The organism is Phenylobacterium sp. (assembly GCF_035944335.1).
Lineage (GTDB): Bacteria > Pseudomonadota > Alphaproteobacteria > Caulobacterales > Caulobacteraceae > Phenylobacterium.
Map to the genome: position 1 here is coordinate 39,594 of NZ_DASZBG010000018.1, position 14,035 is coordinate 53,628.

Sequence of the window (14,035 nt, forward strand, 5' to 3'; positions counted from 1 at the left end):
CGGGCTTGTCCCGGCCACCCAGACGCGCCGGCGGTCGGTCGTTATCCGCAGCCGGACAGTCGCGCCCCGGCTTGAGCCGTCAGCGTTTCTGGGTCGCCGGGACAAGCCCGGGGATGACGGTTGAGATGAGGGTCATGAGCGCGGCCTCGTCGTCGAAGCGGGCGCGGACCGGCCAGGCGGTGACGCGGGCCCGCCAGTCGGCCGGCAGCCGGACCCAGTCCTTCTCGGTGGTCACCAGGCCCGCGCCGAACTGGGCAGCGCGCTCGGCGAGCCGGCGCAGGCTCGCGGCGTCATAGGCGAAGTGGTCGGGGAACGGTGCGAAGTCGACGAGCTCGCAGCCGGCGGCCTTCAGCGCCTGCTCGACCTTCCAGGGCTTGCCGACGCCGGCGAAGCCCATCTGCGGGCCCCTGGGCGGGGCGGCGGCCGGCTGCAGGTGCGCGATCAGCACGGGCGTGGGCGAAAGCTGGGCCAGCAGCTCCGGGTCGGGCGCGACGAGGTCGGCCGGCAGCAGCACGATCACCGCGTCGGCGCGCGCCAGCCCCGCCTTCAGCGGCTCGCGCATGGGCCCCGCCGGGAACACCCGTCCGTCGCCGAACGGCCAGGCCTGCCCCCGCGTCTCGCCATCCACCACGACCAGGGACAGGGCCTTCTTCAGCGAGGGGTTCTGATGCCCGTCGTCCATGACGATGGCCCCGGCGCCGGACGCCGCGGCCGCCTGGGCGCCGGCGGCGCGGTCGCGCGCCACCCACACCGGAAGGTCGGCCGCCAGCATCAGCGGCTCGTCGCCGACCTCGGCGCTGGCGTGGCGGGCGGGATCGACACGCACCGGCCCGGCCAGGCGGCCGCCGTAGCCGCGCGCCAGCACCTGGGCCGCCACGCCGCGGGCGATCAGCCGCCGGGCGATCTCGCGGACCACCGGGGTCTTGCCTGCGCCGCCCAGGGTGACATTGCCGACGCAGATCACCGGGGCGCCGGCGTCGAGGGGCCTGGACGCGGCGATCCGGCGCGCGGTCACCGCCGCCCAGATCCAGGAGAGCGGCGTCACCAGGCCACGCGTCACCGGCATCGAGCGCCGGCCGCGCTCGTACCACCAGGCGGGCGTCGCGAGCTTCATGCGGGCAGCAGGGGGTCGAGGAGCGCCAGCGCCCGGTCCAGCGCCGCGCCCTGCCGCTCGGCATAGCTCAGGGCCGCCTCGCCGATGCGCCGCGCGATCATCGGATTGTCGAGCAGGCCGCGGATGTGGCGCGCCAGATGCTCGGCGTTCGCGGCCTCCAGCGCGGCGACCTCGACGTACATCTGGTCATAGATCGAGCGCGCATTGGCCACGTGCGGGCCGGTGAGGATCGGCTTGCCGAGCCGGGCGGCTTCCAGCGGGTTGTGGCCGCCGACGCCGGCCACGAAGCTGCCGCCCATCACCACGACGTCGGCGAGCCTGAGGAACAGGCCCATTTCGCCCAGGGTGTCGGCAAGGTAGATCCGGGTGTCGCCGGCGATCGGCTGGCCGAGGCTGCGGCGCGCGGGCGCGAAGCGCGCCAGCTCCTGGGCCAGGGCCGCGCCGCGCTCGGGATGGCGCGGGGCGAGGATCAAGAGGTCGGCGCCGGCCTGTTCGAGCGCCGCAAGGGCGATCGTCGGCTCCTCGCCGGGATGGGTGCTGGCGGCCAGCACGACCCTGCGCCCGCCGATGGCGCGCGTCAGGCGCTGCAGCTCGGCGGTGTCACAGGGCAAGGGCTCGCCCAGCAGCTTCAGGTTCAGTTGGGGACCGACGGCGGCGCCCAGGCTCGCCAGCCGCTCGGCGGTCGAGGCGTCCTGCGGCAGGACGAGGTCGAAGGCGCCCATCAGGGTCCGCGCCGAGGCGGGCGAGCGGGCCCAGCCGCGCGCGCTGTCCTCGGTCATCCGCGCCGACAACAGGGCCAGGCGAACGCCGCGCGCCTTGGCCGCCAGGATCAGGTTCGGCCAGAGCTCGCTCTCCACCAGGACGCCTGCGCCCGGCCGCCAGTGATCGAGGAAGCCGGCGACCGCGCCGGGCGTATCCAGCGGCGCGAACTGATGGATGACGCCCTCGGGCAGGCGCTGGCCGAGCAGCTCGGCGGCGGTGCGCGTGCCCGAGGTGACCAGCAGCGCGAGGTCTGGGCGCCGCGCGCGCAGCGCCGCCACCAGCGGCAGCAGGGACTGGGTCTCGCCGACGCTGACCCCGTGCAGCCAGACCAGCGGTCCCGGCGGCCGCGGCCGGCCGGCGCGTCCAAGCCGCTCGCCGAGCCGGGCCGGATCCTCCTTGCCGCCGCGCGCCCGGCTGCGCAGCAGGGCCGGCGCGAAGGGCGCCATCAGGCCGGTGGCCGCCGCATAGAGCGCCAGCGGCAAGGGGCGAAGGGTCACACCACCTCGGCCGGGGCGAGCCGGCAGACGACGGTGGCGTCGGTCTCCACCTGCAGGGTCGCGTGGCCGATGTTGAACCGGTGCGATAGGCCCTCGCAGGTCTCGTGCAGGAAGGCGTCGCAGTCGCCGTTGGCCGGGCGGATCAGGTGGGCGGTGAGCGCGGTCTCGGTGGTGCTCATGGCCCAGATGTGCAGGTCATGGACCTCCTGCACGCCGGGGCGTCCCCGCAGCCAGTCGCCGACCGCCTCGACGTCGATCCCGGCGGGGGCCGCGTCCATGGCCAGGTTCACCGAATCCCGCAGCAGGCCCCAGGTCCCGAGCACGATCACGCCGGCGATCAGCAGGCCGAGCGCGGGGTCGATCCACAGCAGCCCGGTGTAGGCGATGACCACGGCGCCCACGACGACGGCCGCGGACACCGCCGCGTCGCCGGCCATGTGCAGGAAGGCGCCGCGCACGTTGAGGTCGTCGCCGCGCCCGCGGAAGAACAGCAGGGCGGTGGCGGTGTTGATGACGATGCCGAGCCCGGCGGTCAGCATCACCACGCCGGTGGCGATCTCCGCCGGATGCAGCAGGCGCCGCACCGATTCCGAGACGATCACCCCGATGGCGACCAGCAGCATCACCGCGTTCACCAGCGAGGCCAGGATGGTCCCCTTGCGCAGGCCATAGGTCCGCTGCCCGGTCGGCGCGCGCCTGGCCAGCACCGTGGCGCCCCAGGCCAGCAGCAGGGCGAGCACGTCGGAGAGGTTGTGGCCGGCGTCGGCCAGCAGGGCCAACGACGAGGACCAGAGCCCCGCCGCCACCTCCGCGGCCACGAAGACGGTGTTCAGCGCCACCCCGATGGCGAAGGCCCGGCCCATGTCGGCGGGCGCATGGTGGTGGTGATGGCCCAGGCCATGGCTGTGCCCATGCCCATGCCCGTGGTCATGATCGTGGTGATCATGATGATCGTGGTCGTGGTCGGGGTGAGCGTGCGCCATGGGCCTATGTCTCACTCAGCGCCGCGCCGATCAATGCGTCCGACGAGGGCCTCGGCGCGCCGCGTGACGGCCGAGAGGCGCCCGGACCAGTCGCCGACCAGGGCCTGGATGGCGGTCTCGTCGGCGTCGCCGGGCACGAACAGCGGCCCTTCCCAGACCACGGCGCCGCGGCCGAAGGGCGCCGCCCACATCACCTTGTCCCAGGTGTTCTGCATCTGCAGGCCCGGGTGCGCCGCGATGCCCATGAGGAACACCGGCTGGCCGGAGCGCCGCGCGATCTGCAGGGCGCCCGGCGCGATCACCTCGTTGGGGCCGCGCGGCCCGTCGGGCGTCACCACCAGGGCCCCGCCGTCCTCGACCCAGGTCACCGCCTCGCGGATGGCGGCCACGGCCTGGCGGGCCTTGGCTGAGTCGCCCTTCTTGGCCGAGGAGATGCGGATCGCCGGGAAGCCGGACATGGCCAGCGCCTGGGCGATGAACTCGCCGTCCGACGAGGGCGAGACGAAGGCCCGGGTGCGCTTGCGCCACCACTGCGGGGCGGTGGCCAGGCACAGCGGGATGCGGCCGTGCCAGAACAGCGCGATGGCGCCCGACGGCCCGGCCAACACCGGCTCCACGCACTCGAGGTTCTCGTGGCGCCAGCGCACGGTCGCCAGCACCAGGCGCAGGTAGCTGCCCAGCAGCCAGCCCAGCACGGCCTGTACGCCATCGCTCCGCAGGAGGGTCTTCAAGCCGCGGTCTCCGCCTCCAGGTCCTGGCTCTTGGCCAGGCGCGCGTAGAGGCCGCGCTTGCGGATCAGCGAGGCGTGGTCGCCGATCTCGACGATCCGGCCCCGGTCGATGACATAGATGCGGTCGGCGCCGCGCACGGTCGACAGCCGGTGGGCGATCAGGATGGTGGTGCGCCCGGCCATCAGCCGCTTCAGCGCCGCCTGCACCTGGGCCTCGCTCTCGGTGTCCAGCGCGCTGGTCGCCTCGTCGAGCAGCAGGATCGGGGCGTCCTTCAGGAAGGCCCGCGCAATGGCGATCCGCTGCCGCTGGCCGCCGGAGAGGCGGGCCCCGGCCTCGCCGACCACGGTGTCGTAGCCGCTCGGCAGTTCCAGGATGAACTCGTGGGCCGCGGCGGCCTGGGCCGCGCGCTCGATCTCGCCCGCCGAGGCGCCGGGCCGCGCATAGGCGATGTTGGCGCGGATGGTGTCGTCGAACAGGAAGGGTTCCTGGGTGACCAGCGCGATCTGGTCGCGCAGCGAGGCCAGCGTCACCTGGCGAAGATCCTGGCCGTCGATGGTCACGCGGCCGGCGCTGGGGTCGTAGAAGCGCGGGATCAGGTTGAGGATGGTGGTCTTGCCGCCGCCGGAGGGGCCGACCAGGGCGACGGTCTCGCCGGGTCGCACCTGGAACTGGATGTCCGACAGCGTCGGCGGTCCGTCGCCGCCGTAGGAGAAGCCGATCCGCTCGAAGGCGATCTCGCCCCTGACGCGCGGCAGGGCCTGCGCGCCGGGCGGCTCGCGCACCTCGGGCTCGACGTCCAGCGCCAGGAACAGTCGGCGCGCCGCCGACATGCCCTCGGCGAACACCGTCTGCAGATTGGCCAGCTGCCGCAGCGACTGGCTGGCCATCATCATCGCCACCAGGAACTGGGTGAAGCCGCCCGCCGTCATGCCGCCGCCCTGCGCGGCGCGGAAGCCGACATAGGCGATCACGGCGGCGAGGATCAGGGTGGTGAACAGCTCCGTGGCCGGGGTCGCGAAGGCCTTGGCGTTGGAGCCCTTTACCAGATGCTTCTCGCGCCGGCGGATCACCTCCTCGACGCGGCCCTCCTCGAAGGCCTCGCGGTTCTCGATCTTCACCACCCGGATGCCGTCGAGGCTCTCCATGATCGCCGTCGAGAGCGCCGAGGTCTCGGTCATCGCCCCCTTGGCGGCCTTGGTGGTCCGCCGCGAGAACCGCTGCATGATCCAGCTCGCCACCGGCGCGCCGGCCAGGACGATGAGCGCCAGGGTCCAGTCGACCTTGAACATCAGGACAAGGCCCGCCACCACGGTCAGCAGGTTCTGGGTGTAGTTGATCACGCCCGAGGTCGCGGCCTCGCGCGTCAGGCCGGCGTCGTAGAGCACCGAGGAGACATAGGCGCCGGAGTGCTGGGTGCGCAGATGCGCCAGGTCGGCCCGCACCAGCTTGCCGAACAGCTGCAGCTGGATGTCGGCCACCACGCCGTTGCCGATGCGGTTGATCAGGGTCGACTGGATCACCTGGAAGATCGCCCGCAGGAGGGCGAAGCCGGCGATCTCCAGCGGAATCCACACCACCGCGTTCGGCCGGTGGCGGACCAGCAGGTCGTCGGTGGCGGGCTTCAGGATCCGCACCAGGGCGAAGTTGAGGGCGGCCACGGCCACGGCGGCCAGCATGGCGGTCAGCCAGCCCTTCCACCGCGGGGCCATGTAGATGCGCGCGACCCGCGCCGTCAGGGCGCGGGCGGAAAGCTCGGGCGGGGCGCTCTCGCTCATGGGCTTGGCGTCGACCGATGCGGCGGCGGAGTCAAGGCGGCCGCGGGCCGCGGCCGCGACGACGGGTGAGCTTCCTTCCCGGCCCGCGACACCCTAGTTAGGGCCCCATGAGCGGGGAGACCGTGCCGAATCTGTTCGACGTGGCGACGCCTGGCGGCCGGCTGAAGACCTATGCCGACTACCTCTGGAACGACCACGCCTACCTGCGGCTGGGCTTCCAGAACGCCCACTGGATCTCCGAGGAGCTGGTGCGCACCAACCAGCCGTGGCCGCATCAGCTGGCTCATTGGAAGCGCCACGGGATCAGGACGGTGATCAACCTGCGCGGCGGTTTCGACGCCAGCTTCTATGCCCTGGAGAAGGCGGCCTGCGCGCGCCTCGGACTGGAGCTGGTCAACTTCACCGTGGCCTCGCGCGAGGTCCCGAGCCGCGCCCAGGTGCTGGGAGCCAAGACGCTCTTCCAGGAACTCAAGTACCCCGCCCTCATGCACTGCAAGTCCGGCGCGGACCGGGCGGGGGTGATGAGCGTGCTCTACATGCATTTCCGGCAGGGCAAGACCATCCGCGAGGCCCTGGACCAGCTGGGCTTGCGCTACCTGCATGTGAAGCAGGGGCTCACCGGCGTGCTCGACTACACCTTCGAGCGCTACCTCGCGGAGGGCGAGCCCGCGGGGATGTCGTTCCTCGAATGGGTCGAGAGCCCGGCCTACGATCCCGTGGGGATGAAGGCGACCTTCCGCGCCCAGATGTGGGGCAAGGTCCTGACCGAGCGGCTGCTGCGGCGCGAATAGCCGCGTTTGAGTTGGATTCCCGACAGACACGCGCGTCGCGTGCAGGCAAAGTGACGCTATGACGGGTGCGGTTTCAGTCCTCGACACCGAGGTCTTCACGCTGCTCGGCGTTCGCCGCGACGGCGTCGCTTCGGTGGTCGATCTGGTGGCCGATGACGTCGGCGCCGCGCGCCGCCGCGCGCAGGCGCTGCTCAAGGAGCACGCCAGCTGCGAAGCCGTCGAGCTCTGGAGAGACGGCGGCCTGATCGAGAAGCTCCTCCGCGCCTAGCCGCTATGCCTAGTGATCGTGGTCGTGGGGCTCGGCCTCGGAGTCCGGCTCGAGCAGCCGGTGCGCGTGGATGATGAAATAGCGCATGTGGGCGTTGTCCACCGTCGCCTGGGCGCGGTTGCGCCAGGCGCCGAGCGCCGCCTGATAGTCCGGATAGGCGCCCACCAGATCGACCTTCGTCAGGTCGCGGAATTCCGGCGGGCCGTCGAGGGACTTCAGTTCGCCGCCGATCAACAGGTGGAGAAGCTGCTTGTCGGGCATGGCGGCCTTCGTTTCGGTTGCAACGATGCGCCCGGATAGGCCCGCCCGCCGCCCGGATCAATGGGTGACCGGCGATTGGCCGTCAGAGGCCGGCGATCGCCAGCTTGTCGATCAGCAGGGAAGGGGCGTTGCTGGCGCCGCGGATCTCCAGGTCGGAGCCCGGCACGACGCGGCCGTAGATGTCGATCAGGTTGCCCGCCACGGTGATCTCGGTGACCGGATAGGCGAGCTCGCCGTCCTCGAACCAGAAGCCCGAGCAGCCCACCGACCAGTCGCCGGTGTTGCCGTTCAGCGACGGTCCGAACATCGAGGTGACCAGCAGGCCCTTGCCCGCGTCCTTCATCAGCTCGGCCTGGGTGCGCTCGCCGGGCTCGAACGTCAGGTTCGTCGGCCCGACGCCGGGCGGGCCCGCCAGGCCGCGCGAGGCGTGGCCGGTGGAGGTGAGGCCGAGCTGGCGGGCCGAGGAGGAATTCAGCAGCCAGGTGGTCAGCACCCCGGCGTCGATGAGGTTGCGCTCGCGGTTGGCCACGCCCTCGTCGTCGAAGGGCGAGGAGCCGAGGCCGCGCTTGCGGTGCGGATCGTCGGCGATGGTCACGTGGGCGCCGAACACGGGCTTGCCGAGCTTGTCCTTCAGGAACGAGGTGCCCCGGGCGATCGAGGGGCCGGAAATGGCGCCGATCAAGGGGCCCAACAGCGAGGCGGCCAGCCGGTTCTCGAAGATCACCGGGGCGGTGGTGGAGGCGATCTTGCGGGCGCCCAGCCGCTGGGCCGCCCGGCGGCCCGCCTCGGCGCCGATGTGGGCGGCGTCCGGCAGGTCCGACTGCCAGCGGACCGAGCGGCCCTCATAGCCGTTCTCCATGCCGTTCTCGTCCGCGGCGATGGCGGACGCGCCGATCGAGAAGCCCGAGGCGCGGTGCACGCCGGTGAAGCCGCCCGAGGTCGCCATGGTCCACTGCGAGGCCGACCAGGAGGCCGACGCCCCGTCGGAATTGGTCACCCGTTCCACGGCGCGGGCGGCGTCCTCGGCGGTGCGGGCGCGGGCCTCGAGCTCTTCCGGCGCGGGCTCGGCGGGATCGTAGAGGTCGAGGTCGGCATGCCGCCCGCGGGCCAGCAGCTCCGGGTCGGCGAGGCCGGCGTAGGGGTCCTCCGGCGCGAGCCGCGCCATGGCCACGGCCCGGTCGATCAGCTTGGCGCGGCCCTCGGCGCTGATGTCGGAGCCGGAGACGCTGGCCTGCCGCCGCCCGACGAAGACCCGCACGCCCAGATCGCGGGCCTCCTCACGCTCGACTTCCTCCAGCGCGCCCAGGCGCACGGTGATGGAAAGCGCGCGCCGCTCGGCGCTGACGGCTTCGGCGGCGTCGGCGCCGGCGCTCAGCGCGGCCTGCACGACGTCGTTCAACAGGGTCTCGTCCATGCCCGCCATATGGCCGCCCGCGCGCGCGGCGGCAAGCTGCGCGGCTCAGGGGATGGCGTAGAACAGCAGCGCCACGGCGGTCAGGATGTAGGCGACCCAGGTCAGCACCACGCCCGCGGCGCGCGGCCTCGAGGCCTCACCGCTGCGCGACAGGCCAAAGGCGTGCGACAGCCGGCCGGCGAACAGCAGCAGGCCCGCGGCGTGCACCAGCACCAGCGGCGCGCCGACCAGGGCCAGCACGGCGATCGCGCCGATGGCGGCCGGCACATATTCGGTCGCATTGCCGAACGCGCGCACCGCCAGCGCCAGCTCCGGCCGCTCGCCGTCGCCGAACTCGACCCTGTGCCGCCGCCGCAGCCGCACGACGCGTACCGACAGCACCAGGAGCAGGATCAGGTTCAGCCCGGCCCAGAGCGCCGCGGCGTGGGCGGCGGCCGTGACCTCCATGATCTCAGGCCCCCGGCTGGTCGGCGTAGACCTTGATCAGCCGATAGAGGAACTCGCGGCCCTCCATCAGCGACTTGACCCGGATGCGCTCGTTGAGGCCGTGGATGCGCCCGAGGTCCGGGTCGATGAACAGGCCGGAGATGCCGAAGGCCGGGATGCCGACGGCGTTGAGCGCGGTGGCGTCGGTGGCGCCGGGCTGCAGGATCGGCACCACCGGCACGCCCGGCCACACGGCCTGGGAGACCTTTTCCAGCGGGCCCAGCACCTGCGGGCTCATGGCCGGCGGCGGGGCGTCGGGGAAGCCGCCGGTCGGCATGGCGATCTTCACCGCCGGATCGTCGGCCAGCTTCACCAGCGTGTTGTAGACCTCGCTCACCGGCACGCCGGGGAAGATGCGGCAGTTGATGGTGGCCCGCGCCCGCTGCGGCAGGGCGTTGGGCGCATGGCCGGCCTCCATCATGGTCGCCACGCAGGTGGTGCGCAGCATGGCGTGGTAGCCCGGGTTCCGCGACAGGATGGCGTCAGCCTTGGCGTCGTTCGGATTGGCCACGATGGCGGCCATGGCCGCGCCGGTCTCGCCGCCCACCACCTTGGACATCTTGGAGAAATAGCCGCGGTTCGCATCGTCGAGCTGGACCGGGAACTCGTAGCGGCTGACCCGGTCGATGGCCCGGATCAGGCGGTAGATGGCGTTGTCCGGCATGGGCCGCGAGGAGTGGCCGCCCGGATTGGTGGTCTCGAAGATGAAGCTCTCCGCGCGCTTCTCCGCCGCCAGGAACGAGTGGTCGACCCGGGCGCCCTTGTCGTCCAGCTCGCCGCCCGCGCCTTCGTTGAGCGCGATGCCGGCGTCGATCAGGTCGCGGTTGTGCTGGGTCAGCCACTGGGCGCCGTCGATGAAGCCGCCGCCCTCCTCGCCGCAGGTCAGCGCCATCTTGATCGTGCGGCGCGGCTTGTAGCCCTCCTGTCGGTAGCGGATCAGGTTGTCGGTCCAGATCGCCGCCTGGGCTTTGTCGTCGAAGGCGCCGCGGGCGTAGAAATAGCCGTCCTCTTCCACCAGGGTGAACGGATCGCGGGTCCAGTCCTCGCGCCTGGCGGCCACCACGTCGATGTGGGCCAGCATCAGCACGGCCTTGGCCTTCGGATCGCGGCCCGGATAGATCACCACCAGGTTGCCGTCCTTGGGATGGCCCTCCGGCACGATCAGGTGCAGGTCGCTGTCCGCAAAGCCCGCCGCCTTCAGCCGCGCGGCCATGCGCGTGGCGGCCAGCGTGCAGTCGCCCTCCGGGAACGCCGTGCGGGTCTCCACCAGCTCCTTGTAGAGGCTGCGGAAGGCCGCCTCGTCCGGTTTCGGCGCAGGCTGCGCCGCGGCGGACGAGGCGAGGACGAGGGTCGCGGCGAGCGCGACGGCGGACTTGAACATGAAAGACTCCCCAGCTCGGCCGGCACTATTTCAGGGCGCCCGCCAGGCCACAAGCCGCCGCGGTCGCGCGGCCGGGACAGCCGCGCTATCGTCGCCGCCGACACGCCCCTGGAGATGACGCCCCGATGCGCCGCCGCACCTTCCTCGCCGCCCTGCCCGCCGCCGCGGCGGCGGGCCACGCCTTCGCGGGCAGCCGCGCCGAGAACCCCAACCGCGACCGGCCCGATGTGCACGGCGGCGATCGCATCGACGGCGCCACCTTCGCCAGCCGCAGCGCCGCCTGGGGCGTGCACGGCGCGGCCGCCACCGCCCATCCGCTGGCGACGCTGACGGCGATCGAGATGCTCAAGGCCGGGGGCTCGGCCGTCGACGCGGCGATCGCGGCCAACGCCGTCCTGGGCTATGGCGAGCCGATCTCCTCCGGCGTCGGGGGCGACTGCTTCGCCATGCTGTGGGATCCCAAGCAGCGCAAGGTGGTGGGGCTGAACGGTTCCGGCCGCAGTCCCCGGGCCCTGACGCTCGAGACCCAGCGGGCGCGGGCCACGAACGGCCTGATCAACAAATATGGCGCCGTCTCGGTGAGCGTGCCGGGCGCGGTGGACGCCTGGTGGAGCCTGCACCAGCGCTACGGCAAGCTGCCGTGGCGCGAGCTCTTCCAGCCGGCCATCCGCTTCGCGCAGGAGGGGACGCCGGTCATCCAGAACACCGCCTACTACGTCGAGCGGTCGCAGGAGACCTTCAGCAAGCCCGACTCCCAAATCGAGGAGATCGAGAACTTCAAGTCCATCTGGGCGCCGGGTGGGCGCACGCCACGCGAGGGCGAGATCTTCCGCAATCCGCAGCTCGCCCGCACCTACCGGCTGATCGCCGAGGGCGGCGGCCGGGCCTTCTACGAGGGCGAGATCGCCGATGAGATCGAGCGCTACTTCAAGCGTATCGGCGGCTGGATGACGCGGGCGGACCTCGCCGCCCACCACACGGAGTGGGTTCAGCCGGTGACGGTGAACTACCGCGGCGTCGACGTCTGGGGCCTGCCGCCCAACAGCCAGGGCGTCGTCACCCTGCAGCTGCTCAACATTATGGAGCAGTTCGACATCAAGGCGATGGGCTTCCAGTCGGCGGCGACCATCCACACCGAGGTGGAGGCCAAGCGCCTCGCCTTCGAGGACCGCGCCCGCTACTACGCCGACCCCGCCTTCTACCGTCAGCCCACCGAGTGGCTGATCTCCAAGGACTATGCCCGCGAACGCGCCCGGCTGATCCGCCCCGACCGCATCCTGACGCCGGCCTTCGCTGGCCAGGCCCCCAGCCACGGCGACACCACCTATTTCTGCACCGCCGACGCCGAGGGCATGATGGTCTCGATCATCCAGTCCAACTACCGTGGCATGGGCTCGGGCCTCATGCCCGACGGGCTGGGCTTCATGTTCCAGGACCGCGGCGAGCTGTTCGCCCTGAGCGATGGGCATCCGAACGTCTATGCCCCGGGCAAGCGCCCGTTCCAGACCATCATTCCGGGCTTCGCCACCCGCGGCGGCGAGCCCTGGCTGGCGTTCGGCGTGATGGGCGGGGACATGCAGCCGCAGGGCCAGGCGCAGGTGATCTCCAACATGGTCGACCATGGGCTGGCCGTGCAGGAGGCCGGCGACGCGCCGCGCTGGCATCACGAGGGCGGCCACGAGCCGACCGGCGAGGACCTGGGCCCGCAGGGTCTGCTGCGCCTGGAAAGCGGCGTGCCGGCGCGCACCAGGGCCGAGCTCGCCGCGCTGGGCTGGAAGTTCGGCGCCTCGGACGGCAGCTTCGGCGGCTATGAGTGCATCCAGCGCTGGCCTGGCCGCTATGCGGCGGCCACCGAGATGCGCAAGGACGGCGCGGCGCTGGCCTATTGATGGGGTAACGGATGGCGCCCGTATTCTTCGCGACGCCAGCGGACTGGCGGGCCTGGCTGGCGGACCACCATGCGAGCGCCGCCGAGCTGTCGGTGGGCTTCCAGAAGGTGGGCTCGGGCAAGCCCTCGATCAACTGGCCGCAGAGCGTGGACGAGGCCCTGTGCTTCGGCTGGATCGACGGGGTGCGCCACCGGATCGACGACGAGGCCTATCGCATCCGCTTCACGCCCCGGAAGCCCGGCAGCGTCTGGAGCCGGGTGAACCTCAAGCGCTTCGCCGAGCTGAAGGACCAGGGCCGCGTGGCGCCCGCCGGCCAGGCCGCCTTCGATGCGCGCCGGGCCTCGACCTATTCGTACGAGAGCCAGGCGGGCGAGCTGACGCCGGAGGAGAGCGCGCGCTTCGCCGCCAACGCCGCAGCCTGGGCGACCTTCCGGGCGGCCCCGCCCGGCTATCGCAGGATCGTGTTGCACTGGATCGCCTCGGCCAAACGTCCGGAGACCCGCGCGCGGCGCCTCGATCAGCTGATTGACGTCAGCGCCGCCGGGCGCAGGATCGACTTCATGAAACCTGCGAGCACGCGATGACGCCCGAGGAAATGGAAGCCATCGTCATGTCCTTCCCCGGCGCGGAGAAGGGGATGAGCTATGGCTCGCCCGCCTACAAGGTGAACGGCAAGTTCTTCACCCGCCTGCGCCGCGACGACCGCTCCATGGTCCTGATGGAGGTCTCCTTCGACGAGCGCGAGATGCTGATGGAGGCCGAGCCCAAGACCTTCCACTTCACCGCCCACTACAAGGACTATCCCTGCGTGCTCGCTCGGATCGACACCCTGCATCCCGGCTCGTTCCGCAATTTTCTCGACCGCCGCTGGCGCAAGATCGCGCCCAAGAAGTGGGTCAAGGACCGCGACGCGGCGCAGGCCACGGGAGACCCCGGATGACCGAGCTGGTGCTCACCACCTACGACTGGGTGCCGGAGCCGCCGCGCGGCTATGTGCGCGACCTGCGCGTCCGCTGGGCCCTGGAGGAGGCGCACCTGGCCTACCGGATCGAAAGCACGCCCTTCGAGGACCGCGGCGCCGGGCACCTCGCCCACCAGCCGTTCGGCCAGGTTCCGTGGCTGACCGACGGTGACCTCTCGATCTTCGAGAGCGGGGCGATCCTGCTGCACCTCGGCGAGAAGAGCGAGGCCCTCGCGCCCACCGATCCGCGCGGCCGGGCCGAGGTGGTGGAATGGGTGATGGCGGCGCTGAACTCGGTCGAGGCGGCGAGCCAGCCGTGGTCGCTATTCCGCTTCATGGGCTTTCCCGGCGACGCGCCCCAGGCCGGCTTCGTGGACGGCTTCCTGAAGGCCCGGCTCGATCGCATGGAGGCGGTGCTGGCCGGCCGCGCGTGGCTGGTGGGCGCAGGCTTCTCCGTGGCCGACATCGCCATGGCCGACGTGCTGCGGCCGGTGGACCGGTTCGACGGGCTTGCGGACTATCCGGCGTGCGGCGCTTACCTGGCGCGCGCCACCGCCCGGCCCGCCTTCCAGAAGGCCCACGCCGACCAGCTGGCGCACTTCGCGGCGGGGGACAGGGCCCGAGCCTAGCCTGGGGCGGCGATGCCTCATATCCATTCCTTCTCCCCTTGCGGGAGAAGGTGGCCTGCGAAGCAGGTCGGAAGAGGGGTCGCGCGGCGCGGG

General features: G+C 72.0%; 15 protein-coding genes. 6 read left to right on the forward strand and 9 right to left on the reverse strand.

Translation table 11 applies throughout. The annotated features are described in order from the left end of the window. Positions 1-79: 79 nt before the first annotated feature. The 5 genes from lpxK to VGT80_RS04045 are packed head-to-tail and all read right to left on the reverse strand — an operon-like array spanning position 80 to position 5,862. The gene (gene lpxK, locus VGT80_RS04025) at positions 80-1,114 is read right to left on the reverse strand and encodes a tetraacyldisaccharide 4'-kinase (protein WP_327453123.1); all 1,035 of its coding nucleotides are present in this window, start codon (positions 1,112-1,114) and stop codon (positions 80-82) included. Further along, entirely contained in the window at positions 1,111-2,373 is a 1,263-nt protein-coding gene (locus tag VGT80_RS04030) for a 3-deoxy-D-manno-octulosonic acid transferase (protein WP_327453125.1), read from the reverse strand. The genes lpxK and VGT80_RS04030 overlap by 4 nt, the downstream gene beginning before the upstream one ends. Continuing rightward, complete coding sequence (locus VGT80_RS04035) at positions 2,370-3,356, reverse strand: cation diffusion facilitator family transporter (protein WP_327453127.1); 987 nt, start codon at positions 3,354-3,356, stop codon at positions 2,370-2,372. Before VGT80_RS04035 ends, VGT80_RS04030 begins: the two co-directional genes overlap by 4 nt. 11 nt (positions 3,357-3,367) lie before the next feature. Continuing rightward, the gene (locus tag VGT80_RS04040) at positions 3,368-4,087 is read right to left on the reverse strand and encodes a lysophospholipid acyltransferase family protein (RefSeq protein ID WP_327453129.1); all 720 of its coding nucleotides are present in this window, start codon (positions 4,085-4,087) and stop codon (positions 3,368-3,370) included. Then, on the reverse strand, positions 4,084-5,862 hold the full coding sequence (locus tag VGT80_RS04045; RefSeq protein ID WP_327453131.1) for an ABC transporter ATP-binding protein: 1,779 nt from the start codon (positions 5,860-5,862) through the stop codon (positions 4,084-4,086). The genes VGT80_RS04040 and VGT80_RS04045 overlap by 4 nt, the downstream gene beginning before the upstream one ends. Before the next feature lie 107 nt (positions 5,863-5,969). Between VGT80_RS04045 and VGT80_RS04050 the strand changes: the two genes are divergently transcribed. Together VGT80_RS04050 and VGT80_RS04055 are read left to right on the forward strand one after the other, a co-directional pair. Continuing rightward, positions 5,970-6,653 carry a fused DSP-PTPase phosphatase/NAD kinase-like protein gene (locus VGT80_RS04050; protein ID WP_327453133.1) on the forward strand — a complete coding sequence of 228 codons (684 nt, stop codon included), beginning with the start codon at positions 5,970-5,972 and terminating at the stop codon, positions 6,651-6,653. Positions 6,654-6,711: 58 nt separating this feature from the next. Continuing rightward, complete coding sequence (locus VGT80_RS04055) at positions 6,712-6,921, forward strand: hypothetical protein (RefSeq protein WP_327453135.1); 210 nt, start codon at positions 6,712-6,714, stop codon at positions 6,919-6,921. Positions 6,922-6,930: 9 nt separating this feature from the next. On the opposite strand, the gene VGT80_RS04060 is transcribed toward VGT80_RS04055, so the two are convergent. From VGT80_RS04060 to VGT80_RS04075, 4 genes are all read right to left on the reverse strand, one after another. Next, complete coding sequence (locus tag VGT80_RS04060; protein WP_327453137.1) at positions 6,931-7,182, reverse strand: DUF4170 domain-containing protein; 252 nt, start codon at positions 7,180-7,182, stop codon at positions 6,931-6,933. Between the two features lie 82 nt (positions 7,183-7,264). Further along, positions 7,265-8,596, reverse strand: a complete 1,332-nt coding sequence (locus VGT80_RS04065) for a TldD/PmbA family protein (RefSeq protein ID WP_327453138.1) — start codon at positions 8,594-8,596, stop codon at positions 7,265-7,267. 45 nt (positions 8,597-8,641) lie between these two features. Further along, positions 8,642-9,043 (reverse strand): MAPEG family protein, encoded by a 402-nt coding sequence (locus VGT80_RS04070; RefSeq protein WP_327453140.1) that lies wholly within the window; start codon positions 9,041-9,043, stop codon positions 8,642-8,644. 4 nt (positions 9,044-9,047) lie between these two features. Continuing rightward, positions 9,048-10,463, reverse strand: a complete 1,416-nt coding sequence (locus VGT80_RS04075) for a M20/M25/M40 family metallo-hydrolase (RefSeq protein WP_327453142.1) — start codon at positions 10,461-10,463, stop codon at positions 9,048-9,050. Between the two features lie 125 nt (positions 10,464-10,588). Between VGT80_RS04075 and VGT80_RS04080 the strand changes: the two genes are divergently transcribed. From VGT80_RS04080 to VGT80_RS04095, 4 genes are read left to right on the forward strand one after another with little or no spacing between them, the layout of a single operon-like run. Next, positions 10,589-12,352 (forward strand): gamma-glutamyltransferase family protein, encoded by a 1,764-nt coding sequence (locus tag VGT80_RS04080; RefSeq protein WP_327453144.1) that lies wholly within the window; start codon positions 10,589-10,591, stop codon positions 12,350-12,352. Positions 12,353-12,363: 11 nt separating this feature from the next. After that, entirely contained in the window at positions 12,364-12,936 is a 573-nt protein-coding gene (locus tag VGT80_RS04085) for a YdeI/OmpD-associated family protein (protein ID WP_327453146.1), read from the forward strand. Continuing rightward, the gene (locus tag VGT80_RS04090) at positions 12,933-13,292 is read left to right on the forward strand and encodes an MmcQ/YjbR family DNA-binding protein (RefSeq protein WP_327453148.1); all 360 of its coding nucleotides are present in this window, start codon (positions 12,933-12,935) and stop codon (positions 13,290-13,292) included. Before VGT80_RS04085 ends, VGT80_RS04090 begins: the two co-directional genes overlap by 4 nt. Then, entirely contained in the window at positions 13,289-13,942 is a 654-nt protein-coding gene (locus VGT80_RS04095; RefSeq protein WP_327453150.1) for a glutathione S-transferase family protein, read from the forward strand. Before VGT80_RS04090 ends, VGT80_RS04095 begins: the two co-directional genes overlap by 4 nt. Positions 13,943-14,035: the final 93 nt, after the last annotated feature.